We start from the raw sequence: 17,663 nt of genomic DNA, 5'->3' as shown, positions 1-17,663 counted from the left end.
CTTATCCGTTCAGGGAGGCCGGGATGGCCGAAATAAAGGAAGTTATCGTCAGTCGTGCGGCCATCGCCGGGCATCCGCTGCATCCGATGATGATCCACTTTCCCGTGGCGGCATTGCTGGGCCTGGTAGCGACCGACATCGCCTATCTGCTGTTGGCCGATCCGTTCTGGGCGCGTGCCAGTCTCTGGCTGGCCGGCGTCGGCGCCTTTGGCGGCTGGGCCGCAAGCATGGCCGGGCTGGTCGATCTGCTCACGGTCGACAGCATCCGGCGCAAGATCACCGCCTGGTGTCACGCCATCATCGCCGTGATGATGCTGTCGCTGGCCTCGCTGAACTGGCTGCTGCGCTACTCCGGCCCGGAGCATGGAATGGAACGCTGGGGGCTGTACCTGTCGCTGCTGACTGCCGTCCTGATCGGCCTGGCGGCCTACCTGGGCGGGCGCCTGGTGTACGAACATGGGGTCGGTGTGGACACGCGATGAAGCCCCCGAGCCCTGCCTGTCGGCCACTGGATAGCAAGGAGAGCGGGGCAGGGCATGCATGTTCTCGGGTACTCCGTGGTCAGAAGGGTTTGGCCAGCACCAGCCACAGCGTGGCGCCGATCAATCCGGCCAGCAGCAGGCCGATCAGCAGGCAATGGCGGCGCAGTGCGGGATCGACGACGCGCTCGGTACGCAGAATCAGTACGCCGCACAGCGCATGGCACAGCACCATGCCGGCAACGCTGGTGAGCTTGAGGATGAGCCAAGGATCGAAGATCGATTCGCGCAGAAAGAGTGCCGTGCCCGAGCCGATGGCCAGCAACGCGGCTGGGGTCGCGACCAGGTTGAAGATCGCGCGGGTGAGGTGGGCCTGGTCGCGGTAGAACAGTTGATCGCTGCTGCGCGTGCTGGCTGCAATCATCGCGGGCAGGTAAAGCAGCGCCCCGCACCAGCCGATCAGCGCCATGAAGTGCAGCAGTTTGAGCAGTGGCATCGATGCTCCCTTGCGTCCGTTCGTTTCGAGCACGTGGCCCAGGGGCAGGTCATGACTGTGTGACTGCCTGACCATATGTGAGTTCGGCCTGATCGCCTCCCGGGAAAAAAACGGAACCGCCGCAAGGAGAAGGAGGAGACGGTGCGGCGGCCCGGGGGGAAGCATGTCTGCTCGTTCAATGGCGCGATTGCGCCAGCCAGGGCCGGGTTCATAGCCTGGCAAGCTTCCTTGAAACAAACAGAGTTGCCTATCGCGCTGGTGTTCAAGCTTTTTTGCCTGGGGCCTGCGGCGCTTCGGCAACAGCGTCCGACAGAAAATTGAAACCCGCCGATGAGTTTTCACTCACTTCAAGAAACAGCCTCGCGAACTGCTTCATGGCAGAGGAGAGCAAACATGAGAACTCACGTCGTGCATTTCACTGCACCGATCAACTCCTACACCTGTGGCCAGCTGATCGACAAATGCAGCCAGGCGGTCCACCAGGGGGCCGATGAGCTGGTGATCAAGATCGCCACAATGGGCGGGGAGTGCAGCTATGGCTTCTCCCTCTACAACTTCCTCATCTCGCTGCCGGTGCCGGTAAAGACGCACAACCTCGGCACCGTCGAATCGATGGGCAACATCATCTTTCTCGCTGGCGAAACACGCACGGCCTGCCGGCACAGCAAGTTCCTCTTTCACCCCTTCCACTGGACGGTCAACGGCGCCGTGGACCATGCGCGCATGTCCGAATACGCCATGAGCCTGGACTACGACCTGCAGCTCTACGCCGACATCGTCGCCGAGCGTACGCAGGGCGCTCAGGCGCCCCTCAACGTACTGGAGTGCCTGATGTCTGCGCCGCGCATTCTCAATGTCGAAGAAGCACTGGCAGCAGGCGTGATTCACCGCGAAGACTGCCTCGGCATGCCGGCCGAATCGGTCAACTGGTGCGTGCATAGCTGAGGCGGTTCGGCTGACCGCCTGGAAAATTTCCTGAACGTTCAGCGAAGCCCTGACGTCGGATTCATGTAGGCCCCGCCAAGGGACATACCACCAAGCAATGGCCGTTTATCCGGCCCGGAGGAGACTCATGGATCTCAAAGACGATCGCAAAGACCTGGTACGCACCCTCAACAAGCTGATCGAAAACTGCAAGGACGGTGAAGCCGGATTCAAGGCCTGCGCCGAAGACATCAAGCGCCCGGACATCAAGGAACTGTTCACGCAGCGCTCGCGGCAGTGCGGCGAAGCAGCGGCAGAGCTGCAGCGCACTGTACTGGAACTGGGTGGCGACCCGGAGGACAGCACCAGCGTGAGTGGCGACCTGCACCGCCGCTGGGTCGACCTGAAATCGCTGGTTACCGGCAAGGATGAAGAAGCGATCCTCAACGAAGCCGAACGTGGCGAAGACGTGGCCAAGGAACGCTACAGCGAAGCCCTGACCCAGAATCTGCCGCCGCAGATCCGCACCCTCGTGGAGCGTCAGTATCAGGGTGTGCTGCGCAACCACAATGAAGTCCGAGCCCTGCGTGACGCGGCTCGCGCCAAGAGCTGATCTTGCTGGCTACCAGGTGGCGCGGGCAACGCGCCACCGGTTGCTTGTTTCCACACGAGCCAGCGAGCGAAGGGGGAGACGCGACGCATGCCGACCCTGGACAAGACAATCACCCGGCTCAATCACCTCCTGATGGCCAGTCACGACGCCAGCCTGAGCTATCGACGCCTGGCAGGCGCTACTGATAACCCCGAGCAGAAACAGCTATTCAGCGAGCGCGAGCAGCAGTGCTCGGCGCTGATGGACTGTCTGCACACCCAGATACTCACCTATGGCGGTCGACCCGTCGAGCGTCCAAGTATGCCCGGCATGCTTCGTCACGCCTGGAACAGCTGGATCGCCTCGCGGATGTCTGAGCGGGCCCGCCTGCGTGCGGCACTACGCGCAGAAAGGCAGATGCGCCACAGCTTCGAGCAGGCACTGGCCGAGCAGTTGTCACCGCAGTTTCGTCAGCAGTTGCAGGAGCACAACAACTGCAGCATCGAGTTCGAAGCACGCATTCGCGCACAGCTGTAACCACGGCTCACGACCCCCGCTTCAGTCCTGTAGTTGGCGCTTGGTCAAAGGCTCGCAGGCAGGGCCGTGCCTGACCTGGCCGTCTGCCTCGAAGATCGAGCCGTGACAGGGACAGTCCCAGGTGCGATCGGCATTGTTCCAGGTCACCGGGCAGCCCATGTGCGTGCATTCCGCCGTCAGGGCGTGCAATGCACCGTCATCATCGCGCCAAACCGCCAGCTTTTCATCGCCACGCATGACGACTCCACCCTGGCCGGGCTTCAGCGCCTGCACATCATCGATCAGCGTATGGCTGTCGCTGCCCTGATTGAGGTCTTGCCCCGCATCACGCCTGGGATTGAACAATTTGCCCCAGGGCCAGCGGCCGGTGTTGATCTGCTGCGCCAGGCCGATGCCGGAGGCGGTGCCATTGGTGATGCCCCACGCGCTAAACCCGGTGGCAACGTACAGGCCGGGAGCCTTCTCCGGATCCGGTTCACCGACGTAGGCCATGCGGTCAGGGGTGTCGTAATCCTCGTTGCACCAGCGCCAGACGGCCTCAGCGACCGGTAGGTGCTGACGTGCCCACCTGTCCAATTCGACGAAACGCTGCGCAACGTCAGCTTCCTGACCCGTATTGAAACGCGGGCCTAGCACCAGGATCAGTGGCCCGTCGTCGTCCTGCGCCATGCGGATGGAGTGCGTGGGCTCGTCAGCCGCAATGAACATTCCGTCCAGCTCCTCGCCCGCACGCGGTCGAAAGGCAATGGCGACATGGCAACGCGGCTGTGTCGGGCTGACATAGTCCACCGGAGTCTTCACCGGCATATGAGTGGCGATGACCAGCGTGTCTGCGCTGAGCACGCCGCCCTCGAAGCCGATCTGCCAGCGCTCATGGTGTTCGAAGCCGGTCGCTCGGACACCCTCGAAAACACTCCCGCCCCTGGCCTGCACCGCCTGCGCAAGGCCCAGCAGATAATGGGCCGGATTGAACTGGGCCTGCTGCGGAAACTCCAGCGCGCTGGACGTAGCAAACGGTAGCGGCGCACGCGCCAGAATCTGCGCCTCCAGGCCCAGCGAACGCGCTGCCTCGGCTTCGTCCGAGAGGGCGGCATCCTGCTTATCGCTGAGGGAGTAGACATAGGCCGAGCGACGCTGGAAATCACAGTCGATCGCGTACTGCTCGACCCAGTCGGCGATGCGCTGCAGCGCCTGTTGATTGGCATCCGCGTAGGACTGTGCGATAGCGCGACCAGCCTTGGCGACCAGGTCGCGATAAATGAGCGCGTGCTGGGTGGTGACCTTGGCGGTGGACAGGCCAGTCACCTGGAGGCCGACCTTCCTCGCTTCGAGTACCACCACCGATTTGCCGGCCTCACACAATGCCAGCGCCGTGCTGAGTCCGGCAATGCCGGCGCCGACTACGGCTACGTCACATTCGCTATGGCCGGAGAGGGTTGGGAAGTTGATTTCCGGAGCGGAAGCGGGCCAGCAGCAGCCGGGTTTGGCAGAGAGCGCGCTCATGGACTTTTCCTCGTTTCTACAGAGACAGGTTCCCGTGTAGAAAACCCGCCTCACCGCACGGTTCAACCTTTCGGCCCATTGGTAAAAGCCCACGCCACTCGTCAAACACCCCGGCAAATAACCTGAACTGGCGCAGCCGGGGCGGACTCATCAATAAGGAGGGCCAACGCAATCGCGACAGCCCTTTCCAGATGCTTCGTCCATGACCGTCTTTCTCCCTCCGCCAGTTTTCAGAAGGTGCGAGAGGAGGGCGGCCCGATCAGACCAACAGGAGATGACCCAATGTCCACTGCAACCGACAACCTGCTGGATTGGCTACGCGACGCCCATGCCATGGAGCAACAAGCGGAGAAGATGCTTACCGCCCAGTCCGAGCGTCTGGAGCATTACCCCGATCTCAAGGCACGTATCGTCCAGCACATCGACGAGACCCGCGGCCAGCGTGAATTGCTGGAGTCCTGCCTGCAGCGCCTGGGCAGCAGCCCGTCGACGTTCAAGGATCTATCCGCCAAGGTCATGGCCTTCGGCCAGGCCGTTGCCGGCATGACCGTCAGCGATGAGGTGGTCAAAGGTGCCATGAGCGGCTACGTGTTCGAGAACATGGAAATCGCGGCCTACACCGTGCTGATTGCAGCCGCCAAAGAGGCTGGCGACGCCCAGACCCAGACAGCCTGCGAGCAGATCCTGAAACAGGAGGTGGCGATGGCGGACTGGCTGCGTGAGCACCTGCCACAGATCACCGCCGCGTTCCTCCAGCGCAGTGCCGCGCCTGACCAGGAAGCCAAGCGTTGAGCGAGCCCGGCACCGGCAAACCGGTGCTGGGGCCTTCCATGCTGAAGACCTTCACTTTCGCCATCCTGCACTTTTCCATCGCCTTCAGTATCGCCTTCGCGCTGACCGGAGACATTCTCACCGGTGGCCTGATTGCGCTGCTGGAGCCGGCGTGCAACACGGTCGCGTATTACTTCCACGAGAAGTTCTGGAAGCGCATCGAGAAAAAGGACGCCGCAGATGAGAAAGGGCCGGGAGAGAGCAACCATGGCCGCATACTGGACGGATTGCGGCGCGTGTTGCGTGGCAGTGAAAGCCCCTGATCGATGAGGCGTGGAGGGGCGGCATGCCCCTCCACGTGAAGGCCTACACCTGTCTTACGACCTCATCTTTGAGCCAGCTTCGTATGGTTTCCAGATGCACCTGCTCTTGGTTCAGCGCCTTGTAGAAACTCTCCGCAATCTCGGTTTGGCCACAGGTGTCGGCCAGCTCGATCAGCAGCTCCCAGCCCGCGTTATCGGTGAGTTCAGCGGTAAGCAGGGCATTGAGCGACTGTGCCAGGTTGGTTCGCGGATCAGTGATGGTCTGCAACACACCCATCCCGGTCACGCCCACGACGTCTGCGCAGGGCGTCATCGCCGTTGGGTCGGCACCCAGCTTCTCCATCGCGGCCACTACCAGCTGTAAATGCTCGGCTTCCTCGGCGCGAAAGCGCTGCAAGGTCTCCAGCTGAGTCTTGTCGACCACCTCGACCACCGACGCCTTGGCCAACAGCGCCTCGTACAGGCGCACGCCGGCGCGCTCGAAGGCCAGGCGCTCGCCCAGCTTGTCGATGAGCATTTCCGGGCTGACGCCGGTGAGCTTGTTCAGCGCCGTCTTCACCATGCCCTTGACCGAGCCTGGTAGCGGCACCGAACCGACATTGTCAGCCCGGGCCACTTCCTCACCACGCACCACTGCCAGCTTGCGCTCGTCGCCCGGTACATCTGGCGGCACTTCCTGACTGGCCTTGAGCATGGCCTCACTGTCGATTGGCGACATCTGCACGCCGGTGTAGTTGAGTCCCATCTTGGTAGCGTTCTGCATGACTTGATCCTCAGGAGATTTTCTTCAGGCTGAGTTCGGTACCCGGCGCCCATTGGTATCCGGCGGACACCGCTTCGGCGGGAACACCTTCGGAATTCATGTGGTTGCGGTAATCGCGGCTGGCGTGGCCCTCGTGCTTCTTGTCGACGTAGTCGTGACCCTTGGTCCGCAGATCCATTTCCTCGGCCAGCGTCTTGCGCACGAACTCGCGCTGGCTCTTGAACTGGATCAATCTGGGCACCGAGCCGCCAAGGATCTCCGCCGGATCACGCCGCTCGTACTTCTTGAACAGCTCGCTGACCAGATGCAGATGGCCTTGTTCGTAATCGAGGAAGCGCTCCCAGATCGCCTTGATGCGCGGGTTTTCCTCCTGCTCCATGCAGCTGTGGTAGGCGTAGACCTCCATTGCCTCATGGATCAGCCATTTCTCCAGAAAACTCTCATCGGGATCCTGCAGCGAGCCGTACTGGGTCACGTGCTGTTCCTCGACTGAGGCGATTTCGGCGTAAAGCTGACGGGCGAGGGGATCGGCAAAGGTCGGGCCGATGTTCATGTAATAATCATGCGTCTGGTATTCGGCTGCGGTGATCATCGCTGCGTGAATCTTGGTGATCAGCGCCGCGCTGTCGCGTTGGTAGGAGTCGCGCAGATCGTCCTCGGGGGCCCGGTGGTGCACGGTGGTCGGCCGGCTCGGGATGATGTCGGTGTAGCCTTGGAGGATATTGTTCGCGTCCTTGCCTTCGAGACGATCGAGCATCGCCGAATAGCGATAGAGGTGGTCGAAGTCTTCGAGCAGTCCGAAACGATAGGTCTGCGCCTGATAGGGATCAGGCTCGTTCTGCGCCACGGCGGCAGTCACTTCGATTGCCACCTGTTCATAGGCCACGGTGATTTCCAATGGCGAGTGGTCGGCCGAGAGCAGCCAGTTGACCATGGTGGCCTGGTGCTGCTCGGCGCGCCTCACCTCGGCCAGTGCCTGACGCAGGTGCCCGTTGAAGCGCGCACCAATGTTCTTCAGGCGCAATGCGTCGGTTTCGATGCCGTTCATCAGGATGATGCGCACTCGGGTAAAGGCATCGTCATCGAGCTTGCTGATGGGTTTCCCTGCCATTTCGCGCCAGGTGAATTTTTGTTTTTCCAAGGGGCAGCCCTTGGTATCGAACAGGCTTGTCAGGGTTTCCATCGGTGTTCCTCCGGAACAGTTGCGGGCAGTAGAGCCTCTCCGTCTTGAGTGGAGGTGCAGACACGATGTTGCAGTCAGGCGATGAGCGGCAATCGCGATGGCTGAGTGCCTTGATAGAACGTGTGCGGCGAGGAGGGGAGCGCAGTGGTGAGTCCCTGACCGAGTGAAAGTGCGCGGTTTGTTCGGTATTTCCCGCGTTATCGATTAAAGTAGCCGGTTGCCGAAAGAACCGTCATGGCCACGCCATGAAGGGCTTTCATCCTTTACATATGAGTGTGGTGAAGATGAACAAGCCTTTCATTTCGCTGTGCCCTGAAATCACTCGGGCACATGCACTGACGCTGATGGACTGGTTGGAGGATGAGCGCGTCACCTGCTATCTGAGCGACTCGCGTCATGTTTCCCGTTCCATCGAGCAAGCCATCGATCGGACGCAGCTGCCGATCCTGACCCATCTGTTCAACCAGGGCGGCCGGTTCTTCATGGCCTATGACCGGCATGACTCGCCGGTAGGTTTTGTCCGTCTGATCAAGACCGGCTCGAATTGCGAGATAGTTCTGGTCATCGGCGACAGCAGCAAGTGGGGCCGAAAGCTTGGTGCCCGAACGATCCGCGAAGGCATGAAACTGGCGTTCCTCGACATGCGGGCCGAGAAACTCATCGCCAAGATTCATCCGGATAACACGCGCTCGTTGAACGCCTTCCTGAGTAGCGGCTTTCAGCTTGAGAACGAAACACCGACCCTGAAGTCCTTTTCCATAACGCAGGGGCGCTATCTGCAGCGTTTGCGCGAAGGCACCATTGCTGACTCCACGGGGATCTACGTCACGGAGATCGACAAGGCCAGGCTCGAGAACCTGATCGCGTGCGAGCAAGGGCCGGCCATCGTTGAACTCGAACATGAGCTTGAACGGGCCATCGTCGTCAAACCGCAGCAGGTAGCGCGCAATGTCGTCACGATGAACTCCAGGACCTTGCTGCAACTGGACGACGAAGAGATCGAAGTGGCTCTGGTTTACCCAGAAGACGCGGACAGCAGTGCCGGCAAGCATTCGGTGTGTTCCGAGATCGGCGCCGCCATCCTCGGCTACCAGGAGGGAGACGCCATCGACTGGCGAATATCCGATAGAACCCGCCGAATCGAGATCAGGAAAGTGCTTTACCAGCCGGAAGCGGCGGGCGATTTCCATCTGTAATCATGGTTGAAAGTCAGGCACGAGTTCTCCAAAGAAAGAGAGCCCGTGCCTGATGCGAACCGGGCGAGGAAGTGCATCTGCATAGCAACATGGAATTTAACATAATATACATTATGCGAAGCCTAGGACGAAGACGCCTGTGGCGAGGATGATGATTCCAGCGACAACCAAGTGATCGAGTTCAAACATGGAAATGGCCTCACAGAGTCTTTCGGGGTTGACGGCTGCTATCGGGAATCACGGTCACTCTCACAGGCTCAACTGGTCGGGAATGATAGCCGGCCATCGCTGTGCCCGTGCCGGCTCCTGCGTCGCCCGTCCCGGTCCCTGCGACGGCCTGCAACTGATCCCGGTCGGGTTTCGCATGATCGAATGCACCGTTCTCCACGTACGCCATGCACGCCTCAAACGACACGTCGTAACGCGTGCCTTGCTGCGTGTTGCAGCGACACCCGTAGACCTTGCCGTCACGGTAGCCCATGACCATGCGCTTATGGTTCCTCGCGACCATCTCGGAGTTGCTGGAGTTGACGCACGAGAGCTTCGGATACGTGACAGGCCGCGTGAGTTCGTCATAGATCGGCGCAGAGCTGGGAACATCCGGCAGCCTGGGCACGCGCAGATCGACGTATTCCTCAACGGTCAGAGGCTGCAATGAACCATCGGCAACAGGTGCAGGTAGAGACGGAATGAACGAACCTGCGCCCTGCTCTGCTACAGGCGCCCCTGCGTCGTCAGGAGTGGCAATGCGGCTCTGATAAACACGGTAGCCCAGGACAGCGACAACCAGCAGCGCAGCGCCCAGGACGAACAGCGCCCGAGGCGGCTTGAACTTCATGTGATGCTCTGAACCTTCGGCAACGGACTGGTACACGCCGAAATACTTCTTATCGAGCAGAATGCGGGTGGCTTGGCCATCGGTGAAGTTGTTCCGCTTCTCAACCTCTGGATTGACCCGCTCAAACTCCCAGCGCTTGACGACCTTCCCCTTGTGGCCGCGGACGTAGTGGATATGCGAGTTGCAGAGCTTGCGGAAGTGACTGTCGAGCAGGCCGGGATTCTGCGTGATGCAGTGCAGCTCATGCCCACGATGACGCATCGTTTCCAGAGCACTGGCGTAGTCAGGAACGGCAGAACCAGCCTTGCGGACACGAAAAAAGGTCTGAGCTTCGTCGATGACGATCATGGCGTTCTGCGGCAGCAGGTGCCACTTCAACGGATCGTCGAACTCTTCCCAGGCGGCCTGGAGCACTTCCGCACCAGGGTTGAAACCGCGAATGTTGTGATAGTAGACCTGACGCCCTTCCTTGGCGGCTTTCAAGTCGACTTCCTTGATGGTGTTCAGTGTCTTGCCGTTGCCCTGGAGGCCTGTGCGAAGAACAAACATACATCACCTCACTTGACCGGACCGAGCTTGCTAATGCCGCCCGTTACTTTGTCCATACCAGCGATTACAGCGCGAGTAATAACAGCGGCAAACACGATATTCACGGCAATATCGAACTTGAGCAGGCCGAGAATCTGAACAACGTCAGACGGCAACCCGGAAAAGTTGTTTTGTACATATGTTTTCGCAGCATTAACCGAAACCTGAAAACCGGCAAACGTCAGCATGCCGATGCCCAGGGCGGTCAGAATGCGCCGAACCAACGGCCCGGCAATAGTTGATAGAAAGCTGAAAATAGCAACAAAAGGCATATCACTGACCTCCTAAACCGCGACCAACATAAACAGCGAAGAACAAGCCAGCCATAGCAACAATCACGTACGACAGCGAAGACGCGAAGTCACAGACAGGCTCCCAAGACAGCGAATAAGAACGACCAATTACAGAGAAAGAACGAGGCGAAGGACAACCGGAACTAAGCCAACGCGAGCCGTTAGCGCCCTCCGAGAATGAGTTGCCCAGGTTGATGGTCTCAGTATTAAGTTCGTACTCAGGAGAATTAACGGCCTGTTCAATTTGATCCTTGGCCTTGTCATAGTCCCAGGAACAAACTTGCTCTTTTTGTTTGCGCAGAATGGCGCATTGAATAACGTCGCCCGAACACTTGAGTTCGGCGTCGCACCCTTCGCCCTGGACGGATGGCTTGCCGTCGTCGTTACCCTTGCATTGATCAGGATCAGTTAGAGGGTCGCAGTCGCCACCGCCATTACCAGCGCATTGAGCCGGATCGGTAGCAGGATCACATTCACCATCGCCGTCGCCATCGCCATCGCCATCACCGTCACCGTCGCCATCGCCGTCACCATCGCCGTCGCCATCGCCGTCTCCATCATCAGGTGGGCAGACTTCGCCGGTGCTTGGGTCGCAGTCTTCCGGCGGCTTCGGCACGCAGGTAGTGCCCGACCAGACATGATCGTCGCCGCAATCTGGCGGCGGGTCGGTCGGGTCAGTTGGGTCGGTTGGATCGGTCGGCGGCGTGCCACCGGTAGGGTTATCGCCGGGCTCACATTCGGCGCCGGTATAACTGCCAACGCCCCAGCAAACGCCGGTTTCAGCACCTTCCGATACCGGGGCGCATTCAGACGTACCAAGAGCGATACGGCAGCCAGCCTCACAGCCATATTCGATAGGACCAAGGCCGTTAAGGTCGGGGCGCAGCATTGACCAAGTGGTGCTCTGGCCAGCCTTGGATTCGCACTGCGAGGGAGCCTTACAGCCGCCAGTTAACGGGTCATAGTCCAACCCCTCGCACCCATCACCATATCGCTGAGCAGCGTTGCTCCACTTGCCATATCTCTCCAACTGACCGCTATAAGGGTTCCTATTAAGCCCGTAGGTCTCACACGTCCAAACAGTTTCCGAATTCTTAATTATTTCATGCTCAATCGCTGCATATGAGCCACCATGAACGGACGCGTAATACTGATGGTTAGCAGCACATGCAGCAGCAGCAGACGGATATTGTGTGGCGGAGGGTTCGGGAAATGCTACGCGCCAATAATACCTCTCGGCATAACTTGCAGTTGAAAACAAAAGAGACAGAGCAAGGATTATACATATACGCATATCAAACCCGCCCGAAAAAGATTGTCCAAAAACAAATCAGGACAATAACGAAGACTATAAAATTACCGTCCATGCCCTACCCCTCAAAAAAAAGCCCGATAACGAGTACCGGGCTTTATTGACGCCAGCCCGATTACAGGGCGCGACGGACGTACTTGTACGCGGCAATAGCCACGAGAATGCCGAAAACGATAGCGCAGACAGCCATAGCGTCAGTTTTTGCACCATCGAGCTCGGTGGTATCGACAGCGGCGAAGGCCGGAACAGCCAGAAGAGAAGTCGCAGCAACAGCAGCTTGACGACCGTACTTACGCACGACATTGAATGCTTTCATTTGTATTACTCCATTGCTAAGAAAGTGCCTTTTTGAGCACAAGAAAGCCAAAGACGATCATGAACAACTGAATTGCGTCGCCGCGCAGTTGCTCATATTCTTCGGCGCTTAACCAGGGCTGGTTAAGTTCGTTGAGCGAGACACTTTGCAAAGTTCCGGTGCACACGGGAGTGCCGCCGGAAGTTGACCAAGTGCCATCGCAGGTAATCGCGTTCAAAAGGTGGCCGCCAGAGCGAAGTCAGCGAACGCCCACACGTAGCCAGTGCAGAGGCCTATAGCGAACATCGAGAGGTAACGAAGCATGGCGGCGGTCTCCCCTTAGGCCGTTTTTGATTGCTGCTGTTGAGCTGCAGCAGGCTTTTCAGGAGCGGCCTTGCGGCGAGCCTGGCGGGGATCGACGTTGAAGACGAGACGACCGTCTTTTACTTCACCAGTCAACGGCGCGAGATATTCACCTTGCGGAAGAACCTCACGAACATCCTGGCAGTAGTAGGAGAACTTTTGCGGAAAATCGACACCAGGGAGAACAGCGAACGCCTCAGCCATAGTGTAAGGATTACCCTTGCCAGAAGTGCCGGAGCGGTAAGTGCAGCTTGCAGTTACGAGAACAGTAATTTCCATTGTGTAGCCTCTTGAGTTGCGGCGCTGGAACTTATGCCAGCTTAGTTAATGCCCAACCGGGCAGATTAATAACGCTCACCACAGTAGGGAGCGGACTTTGTGTTTTGAATGATTTTCCATTGGCGCTCTTTGTTAATTGAAACTTGAGCGTCAACAAGTTCAGCAGCCGTGCGAGATTCGACAGCCTTAGCCGTTTCCTCAATGACGCTGCCGTCTGTTTTCATCTGACGAATCTTTTCTTGCATCTTAGCCCTAGAAGAAACTGCGCCGCCAAAGTAAGTATCAAACATGCTTTTCATTAACCAACCCGCCGAGTTGAATGATGGACAAGACCCTTCTCAAAAAAGAACGAAGGAATTTTGGCGGGGGCGGCTTCAATAACGCGGATCATCGGAATAACGTTACTGTCGTCGCGACGATCACAGCGAATATTGATATCAATACCGAAACCCATGAGAACATCACGGTGACGGTAATATGTACCGTTGGGCATCATTTCCCGCAAGTCATGACCTTGTTTCCAAAGGGCATAAGTACCTCGCACCTTAGTAGGAAGCTCAAGGAGTTGCTCAGAATTGAGTTCAATTTGCTCTGACATATCAAGTTCCCCTATAAACTGGCGGTACAGAGCCCATAAAGCCGCCGGGGTAAGTGTTTTGGCCGTTTCAAAGCCAAGCGCTTTAAGCTTCTTGCTGCGTAAACGAAGCTCGACACGAAGCTTATTGTCGAGCCAGTCATAAATTTCAGTGAACTGATGCAGTTCCTCTGGAAGTCGGTGAGAGCCGCCCGCGTTAATTTCATCAGCTTTGCAATAACAAACGACAGACCAGTGCGACGAACCCTTACCGAAAGTAAGTGTGCCCCTGTTCGCAACAGGACGCCCATGGCGTGACTTACACTTGAATTCACCGGCGCGGAGCCAGGCGCGAACATCTGCGCGGCTTGGAAGTTCGAACATACGGTTATAGTCAACCCGAGTTATTCGATACTCCCCTACCCTCACCTTTCGAACTTCAAAATCATTCGGAGTCAAACCAAGAACAGCAACCAGGCGAGTAAAAGCATCGAAGACCAGGGCAAGCAGATCATCAGAGCCGACGAGGTTATGGCCCTGGAGCCACTTGGAAGGATTGCCATCGAGATACAGGTGGGTGGCATTACCCTTGCCGTCGCCGCCTATGCTGCGGACATGGATCGTTGATTCATGGGAACCGCGAACCAGCATTTTGCGAGGAGTAGACCAGGCCACAGAGCCGTCAGCCTCGACGCAAATAACCTCACCGCTCCGCAAGGGCGCGTGGTGAAGCTCAATGATGGCGGCTATCCAATCGATCATCCGGCTATCCGTTTCAGCGTAACGCGTTACAGGTTCAGGGAACTTATACGCTGTTACGCGTTACAGAGCAACACGTGACAAGATAACCACCACCAGAGGCACGACAGGAAATGAGCAACGTGACCAAGCCCTACCGCGTCAGAGACGAATTCGTCGACGTGATCAAAGAGCGCCGAATCAACATGATCGTGGAGACCCGCGAAGACGTGGCAGAGGCCGATTTAGTCAACGCTGTGCTTTGGAAGCACCTGAAAGACCTGACAACCAAGGACGTGCTGGAGTACCGCGAGAAGGTACTAGGGAAGGACTGAGGAATTCCCAAAATGGGAGAAAAGTCGGGTATCACCTATACCCGACTTTGCCGCCACCTCGGCGCAGCCCGAGAAGGCGCTAAAGCACCCTCCGGGGGCCCTTCGGGGACTCTCGGCGAGGCCAGGGATGCAGGGGGTAAAGCTCTCCCTGCACCCCAGGCGGAGAGTACGAGGGTCGAGGGGTGTTCAAGTGTGCGCTTCGCCCGTGCCTCCGTTCGCCGCGACGGTGAAGCTTGTCACGACGAGCCGGGGGCGCGGCACTTGACCAGTCAGCTAAATGCGTCGGTCTGGCCAGTCTTTTCGAGCAGCAAAGCGGCAGCAGAACGGGCCTGTTCAATCACTACCTTGAGACGACGAATCTCAAGGTTACGATCCTCGACTATACGGCGCAGGTCGCGGATTTCAGCGGCCATATCGGGAACGTCCTCAGCAGCAAACTTGTAAGCCTTGCTGGCCACGCGCTCGCCAGTATGCAGCTTGAGGCGGTCAACCATGTCTTGATCAGCGTCGAATTTTATAAGCATTTTGGTACCTTTCCGTTTAACCAGGTTAGATCCTCGATCGGGGAAATGGTACCAAATCAACGCAAGACCTCAAAAGATTTCGGTACCATTTTCGCCAGATCCTCGATGACCTGGACGAGCAAAACGGTACCGCTTCGCATAATACCGGGTGATGTTACGCCTTGCCCTGGCGGGCATGCCGTGGCCGGGGATAGTCCCACGGCACCGGCTCAACATAACCCGAAACCACATTATGCGAAGCCTAGGACGAAGACGCCTGTGGCGAGGATGATGATTCCAGCGACAACCAAGTGATCGAGTTCAAACATGGAAATGGCCTCACAGAGTCTTTCGGGGTTGACGGCTGCTATCGGGAATCACGGTCACTCTCACAGGCTCAACTGGTCGGGAATGATAGCCGGCCATCGCTGTGCCCGTGCCGGCTCCTGCGTCGCCCGTCCCGGTCCCTGCGACGGCCTGCAACTGATCCCGGTCGGGTTTCGCATGATCGAATGCACCGTTCTCCACGTACGCCATGCACGCCTCAAACGACACGTCGTAACGCGTGCCTTGCTGCGTGTTGCAGCGACACCCGTAGACCTTGCCGTCACGGTAGCCCATGACCATGCGCTTATGGTTCCTCGCGACCATCTCGGAGTTGCTGGAGTTGACGCACGAGAGCTTCGGATACGTGACAGGCCGCGTGAGTTCGTCATAGATCGGCGCAGAGCTGGGAACATCCGGCAGCCTGGGCACGCGCAGATCGACGTATTCCTCAACGGTCAGAGGCTGCAATGAACCATCGGCAACAGGTGCAGGTAGAGACGGAATGAACGAACCTGCGCCCTGCTCTGCTACAGGCGCCCCTGCGTCGTCAGGAGTGGCAATGCGGCTCTGATAAACACGGTAGCCCAGGACAGCGACAACCAGCAGCGCAGCGCCCAGGACGAACAGCGCCCGAGGCGGCTTGAACTTCATGTGATGCTCTGAACCTTCGGCAACGGACTGGTACACGCCGAAATACTTCTTATCGAGCAGAATGCGGGTGGCTTGGCCATCGGTGAAGTTGTTCCGCTTCTCAACCTCTGGATTGACCCGCTCAAACTCCCAGCGCTTGACGACCTTCCCCTTGTGGCCGCGGACGTAGTGGATATGCGAGTTGCAGAGCTTGCGGAAGTGACTGTCGAGCAGGCCGGGATTCTGCGTGATGCAGTGCAGCTCATGCCCACGATGACGCATCGTTTCCAGAGCACTGGCGTAGTCAGGAACGGCAGAACCAGCCTTGCGGACACGAAAAAAGGTCTGAGCTTCGTCGATGACGATCATGGCGTTCTGCGGCAGCAGGTGCCACTTCAACGGATCGTCGAACTCTTCCCAGGCGGCCTGGAGCACTTCCGCACCAGGGTTGAAACCGCGAATGTTGTGATAGTAGACCTGACGCCCTTCCTTGGCGGCTTTCAAGTCGACTTCCTTGATGGTGTTCAGTGTCTTGCCGTTGCCCTGGAGGCCTGTGCGAAGAACAAACATACATCACCTCACTTGACCGGACCGAGCTTGCTAATGCCGCCCGTTACTTTGTCCATACCAGCGATTACAGCGCGAGTAATAACAGCGGCAAACACGATATTCACGGCAATATCGAACTTGAGCAGGCCGAGAATCTGAACAACGTCAGACGGCAACCCGGAAAAGTTGTTTTGTACATATGTTTTCGCAGCATTAACCGAAACCTGAAAACCGGCAAACGTCAGCATGCCGATGCCCAGGGCGGTCAGAATGCGCCGAACCAACGGCCCGGCAATAGTTGATAGAAAGCTGAAAATAGCAACAAAAGGCATATCACTGACCTCCTAAACCGCGACCAACATAAACAGCGAAGAACAAGCCAGCCATAGCAACAATCACGTACGACAGCGAAGACGCGAAGTCACAGACAGGCTCCCAAGACAGCGAATAAGAACGACCAATTACAGAGAAAGAACGAGGCGAAGGACAACCGGAACTAAGCCAACGCGAGCCGTTAGCGCCCTCCGAGAATGAGTTGCCCAGGTTGATGGTCTCAGTATTAAGTTCGTACTCAGGAGAATTAACGGCCTGTTCAATTTGATCCTTGGCCTTGTCATAGTCCCAGGAACAAACTTGCTCTTTTTGTTTGCGCAGAATGGCGCATTGAATAACGTCGCCCGAACACTTGAGTTCGGCGTCGCACCCTTCGCCCTGGACGGATGGCTTGCCGTCGTCGTTACCCTTGCATTGATCAGGATCAGTTAGAGGGTCGCAGTCGCCACCGCCATTACCAGCGCATTGAGCCGGATCGGTAGCAGGATCACATTCACCATCGCCGTCGCCATCGCCATCGCCATCACCGTCACCGTCGCCATCGCCGTCACCATCGCCGTCGCCATCGCCGTCTCCATCATCAGGTGGGCAGACTTCGCCGGTGCTTGGGTCGCAGTCTTCCGGCGGCTTCGGCACGCAGGTAGTGCCCGACCAGACATGATCGTCGCCGCAATCTGGCGGCGGGTCGGTCGGGTCAGTTGGGTCGGTTGGATCGGTCGGCGGCGTGCCACCGGTAGGGTTATCGCCGGGCTCACATTCGGCGCCGGTATAACTGCCAACGCCCCAGCAAACGCCGGTTTCAGCACCTTCCGATACCGGGGCGCATTCAGACGTACCAAGAGCGATACGGCAGCCAGCCTCACAGCCATATTCGATAGGACCAAGGCCGTTAAGGTCGGGGCGCAGCATTGACCAAGTGGTGCTCTGGCCAGCCTTGGA

24 protein-coding genes are annotated in these 17,663 nt (G+C 58.2%); 8 read left to right on the top strand and 16 right to left on the bottom strand.

The genetic code is table 11. The annotated features are described in order from the left end of the window. The first annotated feature begins 23 nt into the window (after positions 1-23). Complete coding sequence (locus tag OEG79_RS10685; RefSeq protein ID WP_264145010.1) at positions 24-482, top strand: DUF2231 domain-containing protein; 459 nt, start codon at positions 24-26, stop codon at positions 480-482. A 79-nt stretch (positions 483-561) separates the two neighbouring features. On the opposite strand, the gene OEG79_RS10680 is transcribed toward OEG79_RS10685, so the two are convergent. Beyond that, positions 562-975, bottom strand: a complete 414-nt coding sequence (locus OEG79_RS10680; protein ID WP_264145009.1) for a CopD family protein — start codon at positions 973-975, stop codon at positions 562-564. Positions 976-1,368: 393 nt separating this feature from the next. Here OEG79_RS10680 and OEG79_RS10675 point away from each other — a divergent pair, with 393 nt between their 5' ends. From OEG79_RS10675 to OEG79_RS10665, 3 genes are all read left to right on the top strand, one after another. Then, on the top strand, positions 1,369-1,920 hold the full coding sequence (locus tag OEG79_RS10675) for an ATP-dependent Clp protease proteolytic subunit (protein ID WP_264145008.1): 552 nt from the start codon (positions 1,369-1,371) through the stop codon (positions 1,918-1,920). Positions 1,921-2,047: 127 nt separating this feature from the next. Further along, on the top strand, positions 2,048-2,512 hold the full coding sequence (locus OEG79_RS10670; RefSeq protein ID WP_264145007.1) for a ferritin-like domain-containing protein: 465 nt from the start codon (positions 2,048-2,050) through the stop codon (positions 2,510-2,512). 87 nt (positions 2,513-2,599) lie between these two features. Next, on the top strand, positions 2,600-3,028 hold the full coding sequence (locus tag OEG79_RS10665) for a PA2169 family four-helix-bundle protein (RefSeq protein ID WP_264145006.1): 429 nt from the start codon (positions 2,600-2,602) through the stop codon (positions 3,026-3,028). Between the two features lie 21 nt (positions 3,029-3,049). Here the strand turns inward: OEG79_RS10665 and OEG79_RS10660 are convergent, their stop codons facing one another. Next, positions 3,050-4,531 carry an FAD-dependent oxidoreductase gene (locus OEG79_RS10660; RefSeq protein ID WP_264145005.1) on the bottom strand — a complete coding sequence of 494 codons (1,482 nt, stop codon included), beginning with the start codon at positions 4,529-4,531 and terminating at the stop codon, positions 3,050-3,052. Between the two features lie 282 nt (positions 4,532-4,813). Between OEG79_RS10660 and OEG79_RS10655 the strand changes: the two genes are divergently transcribed. Together OEG79_RS10655 and OEG79_RS10650 are read left to right on the top strand one after the other, a co-directional pair. Beyond that, on the top strand, positions 4,814-5,323 hold the full coding sequence (locus tag OEG79_RS10655; protein WP_264145004.1) for a ferritin-like domain-containing protein: 510 nt from the start codon (positions 4,814-4,816) through the stop codon (positions 5,321-5,323). 38 nt (positions 5,324-5,361) lie between these two features. Next, complete coding sequence (locus OEG79_RS10650; RefSeq protein WP_264148707.1) at positions 5,362-5,625, top strand: DUF2061 domain-containing protein; 264 nt, start codon at positions 5,362-5,364, stop codon at positions 5,623-5,625. A 43-nt stretch (positions 5,626-5,668) separates the two neighbouring features. On the opposite strand, the gene OEG79_RS10645 is transcribed toward OEG79_RS10650, so the two are convergent. Together OEG79_RS10645 and OEG79_RS10640 are read right to left on the bottom strand one after the other, a co-directional pair. After that, positions 5,669-6,388 carry a ferritin-like domain-containing protein gene (locus tag OEG79_RS10645; RefSeq protein WP_264145003.1) on the bottom strand — a complete coding sequence of 240 codons (720 nt, stop codon included), beginning with the start codon at positions 6,386-6,388 and terminating at the stop codon, positions 5,669-5,671. Positions 6,389-6,398: 10 nt separating this feature from the next. After that, positions 6,399-7,571 (bottom strand): ferritin-like domain-containing protein, encoded by a 1,173-nt coding sequence (locus OEG79_RS10640; RefSeq protein WP_264145002.1) that lies wholly within the window; start codon positions 7,569-7,571, stop codon positions 6,399-6,401. A 284-nt stretch (positions 7,572-7,855) separates the two neighbouring features. Between OEG79_RS10640 and OEG79_RS10635 the strand changes: the two genes are divergently transcribed. Beyond that, positions 7,856-8,767 (top strand): bifunctional GNAT family N-acetyltransferase/nucleoside diphosphate kinase regulator, encoded by a 912-nt coding sequence (locus OEG79_RS10635; protein ID WP_264145001.1) that lies wholly within the window; start codon positions 7,856-7,858, stop codon positions 8,765-8,767. A 199-nt stretch (positions 8,768-8,966) separates the two neighbouring features. Here OEG79_RS10635 and OEG79_RS10630 read toward each other — a convergent pair whose 3' ends face one another. The 8 genes from OEG79_RS10630 to OEG79_RS10595 form a co-directional block, all read right to left on the bottom strand. Further along, positions 8,967-10,154: a zonular occludens toxin domain-containing protein gene (locus OEG79_RS10630; RefSeq protein WP_264144999.1), complete on the bottom strand. Its 1,188-nt coding sequence runs from the start codon at positions 10,152-10,154 to the stop codon at positions 8,967-8,969. Positions 10,155-10,162: 8 nt separating this feature from the next. Then, positions 10,163-10,465 (bottom strand): DUF2523 domain-containing protein, encoded by a 303-nt coding sequence (locus tag OEG79_RS10625; protein WP_264144998.1) that lies wholly within the window; start codon positions 10,463-10,465, stop codon positions 10,163-10,165. Position 10,466: 1 nt separating this feature from the next. Beyond that, on the bottom strand, positions 10,467-11,375 hold the full coding sequence (locus tag OEG79_RS10620; RefSeq protein WP_264144997.1) for a virulence factor TspB C-terminal domain-related protein: 909 nt from the start codon (positions 11,373-11,375) through the stop codon (positions 10,467-10,469). 538 nt (positions 11,376-11,913) lie between these two features. Next, on the bottom strand, positions 11,914-12,114 hold the full coding sequence (locus tag OEG79_RS10615; RefSeq protein ID WP_264144996.1) for a major capsid protein: 201 nt from the start codon (positions 12,112-12,114) through the stop codon (positions 11,914-11,916). A 16-nt stretch (positions 12,115-12,130) separates the two neighbouring features. After that, positions 12,131-12,331: a hypothetical protein gene (locus OEG79_RS10610; protein WP_264144995.1), complete on the bottom strand. Its 201-nt coding sequence runs from the start codon at positions 12,329-12,331 to the stop codon at positions 12,131-12,133. Positions 12,332-12,432: 101 nt separating this feature from the next. After that, positions 12,433-12,735: a hypothetical protein gene (locus OEG79_RS10605; protein ID WP_264144994.1), complete on the bottom strand. Its 303-nt coding sequence runs from the start codon at positions 12,733-12,735 to the stop codon at positions 12,433-12,435. Between the two features lie 65 nt (positions 12,736-12,800). After that, positions 12,801-13,025: a hypothetical protein gene (locus OEG79_RS10600; RefSeq protein ID WP_264144993.1), complete on the bottom strand. Its 225-nt coding sequence runs from the start codon at positions 13,023-13,025 to the stop codon at positions 12,801-12,803. An 8-nt stretch (positions 13,026-13,033) separates the two neighbouring features. Further along, entirely contained in the window at positions 13,034-14,071 is a 1,038-nt protein-coding gene (locus OEG79_RS10595) for a phage/plasmid replication protein, II/X family (protein ID WP_264144992.1), read from the bottom strand. Positions 14,072-14,181: 110 nt separating this feature from the next. Here OEG79_RS10595 and OEG79_RS10590 point away from each other — a divergent pair, with 110 nt between their 5' ends. Further along, a complete protein-coding gene (locus tag OEG79_RS10590) occupies positions 14,182-14,382 on the top strand; it encodes a hypothetical protein (RefSeq protein ID WP_264144991.1) in 201 nt (66 codons plus the stop codon). A 269-nt stretch (positions 14,383-14,651) separates the two neighbouring features. Here OEG79_RS10590 and OEG79_RS10585 read toward each other — a convergent pair whose 3' ends face one another. The 4 genes from OEG79_RS10585 to OEG79_RS10570 all read right to left on the bottom strand — a co-directional run bounded on the left by OEG79_RS10585 (position 14,652) and on the right by OEG79_RS10570 (position 17,633). Next, positions 14,652-14,906 (bottom strand): hypothetical protein, encoded by a 255-nt coding sequence (locus tag OEG79_RS10585; protein WP_264145000.1) that lies wholly within the window; start codon positions 14,904-14,906, stop codon positions 14,652-14,654. 318 nt (positions 14,907-15,224) lie between these two features. Beyond that, positions 15,225-16,412 carry a zonular occludens toxin domain-containing protein gene (locus OEG79_RS10580; protein ID WP_264144999.1) on the bottom strand — a complete coding sequence of 396 codons (1,188 nt, stop codon included), beginning with the start codon at positions 16,410-16,412 and terminating at the stop codon, positions 15,225-15,227. An 8-nt stretch (positions 16,413-16,420) separates the two neighbouring features. Continuing rightward, positions 16,421-16,723 carry a DUF2523 domain-containing protein gene (locus OEG79_RS10575; RefSeq protein ID WP_264144998.1) on the bottom strand — a complete coding sequence of 101 codons (303 nt, stop codon included), beginning with the start codon at positions 16,721-16,723 and terminating at the stop codon, positions 16,421-16,423. A gap of 1 nt (position 16,724) precedes the next feature. Next, positions 16,725-17,633 (bottom strand): virulence factor TspB C-terminal domain-related protein, encoded by a 909-nt coding sequence (locus OEG79_RS10570; RefSeq protein ID WP_264144997.1) that lies wholly within the window; start codon positions 17,631-17,633, stop codon positions 16,725-16,727. Positions 17,634-17,663 lie beyond the last annotated feature (30 nt).

Source organism: Pseudomonas sp. Z8(2022) (assembly GCF_025837155.1).
Taxonomy (GTDB): Bacteria; Pseudomonadota; Gammaproteobacteria; order Pseudomonadales; family Pseudomonadaceae; genus Aquipseudomonas.
This window is presented reverse-complemented; position numbering and strand designations above follow the sequence as displayed.

Coding starts and splice junctions, on each gene's coding strand:
- OEG79_RS10570 (WP_264144997.1), bottom strand. CDS start 17,633: ATGCTGCGCCCCGACCTTAACGGCCTTGGTCCTATCGAATATGGCTGT.
- OEG79_RS10665 (WP_264145006.1), top strand. CDS start 2,600: ATGCCGACCCTGGACAAGACAATCACCCGGCTCAATCACCTCCTGATG.
- OEG79_RS10585 (WP_264145000.1), bottom strand. CDS start 14,906: ATGCTTATAAAATTCGACGCTGATCAAGACATGGTTGACCGCCTCAAG.
- OEG79_RS10640 (WP_264145002.1), bottom strand. CDS start 7,571: ATGGAAACCCTGACAAGCCTGTTCGATACCAAGGGCTGCCCCTTGGAA.
- OEG79_RS10600 (WP_264144993.1), bottom strand. CDS start 13,025: ATGTTTGATACTTACTTTGGCGGCGCAGTTTCTTCTAGGGCTAAGATG.
- OEG79_RS10620 (WP_264144997.1), bottom strand. CDS start 11,375: ATGCTGCGCCCCGACCTTAACGGCCTTGGTCCTATCGAATATGGCTGT.
- OEG79_RS10630 (WP_264144999.1), bottom strand. CDS start 10,154: ATGTTTGTTCTTCGCACAGGCCTCCAGGGCAACGGCAAGACACTGAAC.
- OEG79_RS10625 (WP_264144998.1), bottom strand. CDS start 10,465: ATGCCTTTTGTTGCTATTTTCAGCTTTCTATCAACTATTGCCGGGCCG.
- OEG79_RS10635 (WP_264145001.1), top strand. CDS start 7,856: ATGAACAAGCCTTTCATTTCGCTGTGCCCTGAAATCACTCGGGCACAT.
- OEG79_RS10650 (WP_264148707.1), top strand. CDS start 5,362: ATGCTGAAGACCTTCACTTTCGCCATCCTGCACTTTTCCATCGCCTTC.
- OEG79_RS10575 (WP_264144998.1), bottom strand. CDS start 16,723: ATGCCTTTTGTTGCTATTTTCAGCTTTCTATCAACTATTGCCGGGCCG.
- OEG79_RS10615 (WP_264144996.1), bottom strand. CDS start 12,114: ATGAAAGCATTCAATGTCGTGCGTAAGTACGGTCGTCAAGCTGCTGTT.
- OEG79_RS10645 (WP_264145003.1), bottom strand. CDS start 6,388: ATGCAGAACGCTACCAAGATGGGACTCAACTACACCGGCGTGCAGATG.
- OEG79_RS10580 (WP_264144999.1), bottom strand. CDS start 16,412: ATGTTTGTTCTTCGCACAGGCCTCCAGGGCAACGGCAAGACACTGAAC.
- OEG79_RS10595 (WP_264144992.1), bottom strand. CDS start 14,071: ATGATCGATTGGATAGCCGCCATCATTGAGCTTCACCACGCGCCCTTG.
- OEG79_RS10660 (WP_264145005.1), bottom strand. CDS start 4,531: ATGAGCGCGCTCTCTGCCAAACCCGGCTGCTGCTGGCCCGCTTCCGCT.
- OEG79_RS10675 (WP_264145008.1), top strand. CDS start 1,369: ATGAGAACTCACGTCGTGCATTTCACTGCACCGATCAACTCCTACACC.
- OEG79_RS10655 (WP_264145004.1), top strand. CDS start 4,814: ATGTCCACTGCAACCGACAACCTGCTGGATTGGCTACGCGACGCCCAT.
- OEG79_RS10685 (WP_264145010.1), top strand. CDS start 24: ATGGCCGAAATAAAGGAAGTTATCGTCAGTCGTGCGGCCATCGCCGGG.
- OEG79_RS10590 (WP_264144991.1), top strand. CDS start 14,182: ATGAGCAACGTGACCAAGCCCTACCGCGTCAGAGACGAATTCGTCGAC.
- OEG79_RS10680 (WP_264145009.1), bottom strand. CDS start 975: ATGCCACTGCTCAAACTGCTGCACTTCATGGCGCTGATCGGCTGGTGC.
- OEG79_RS10605 (WP_264144994.1), bottom strand. CDS start 12,735: ATGGAAATTACTGTTCTCGTAACTGCAAGCTGCACTTACCGCTCCGGC.
- OEG79_RS10670 (WP_264145007.1), top strand. CDS start 2,048: ATGGATCTCAAAGACGATCGCAAAGACCTGGTACGCACCCTCAACAAG.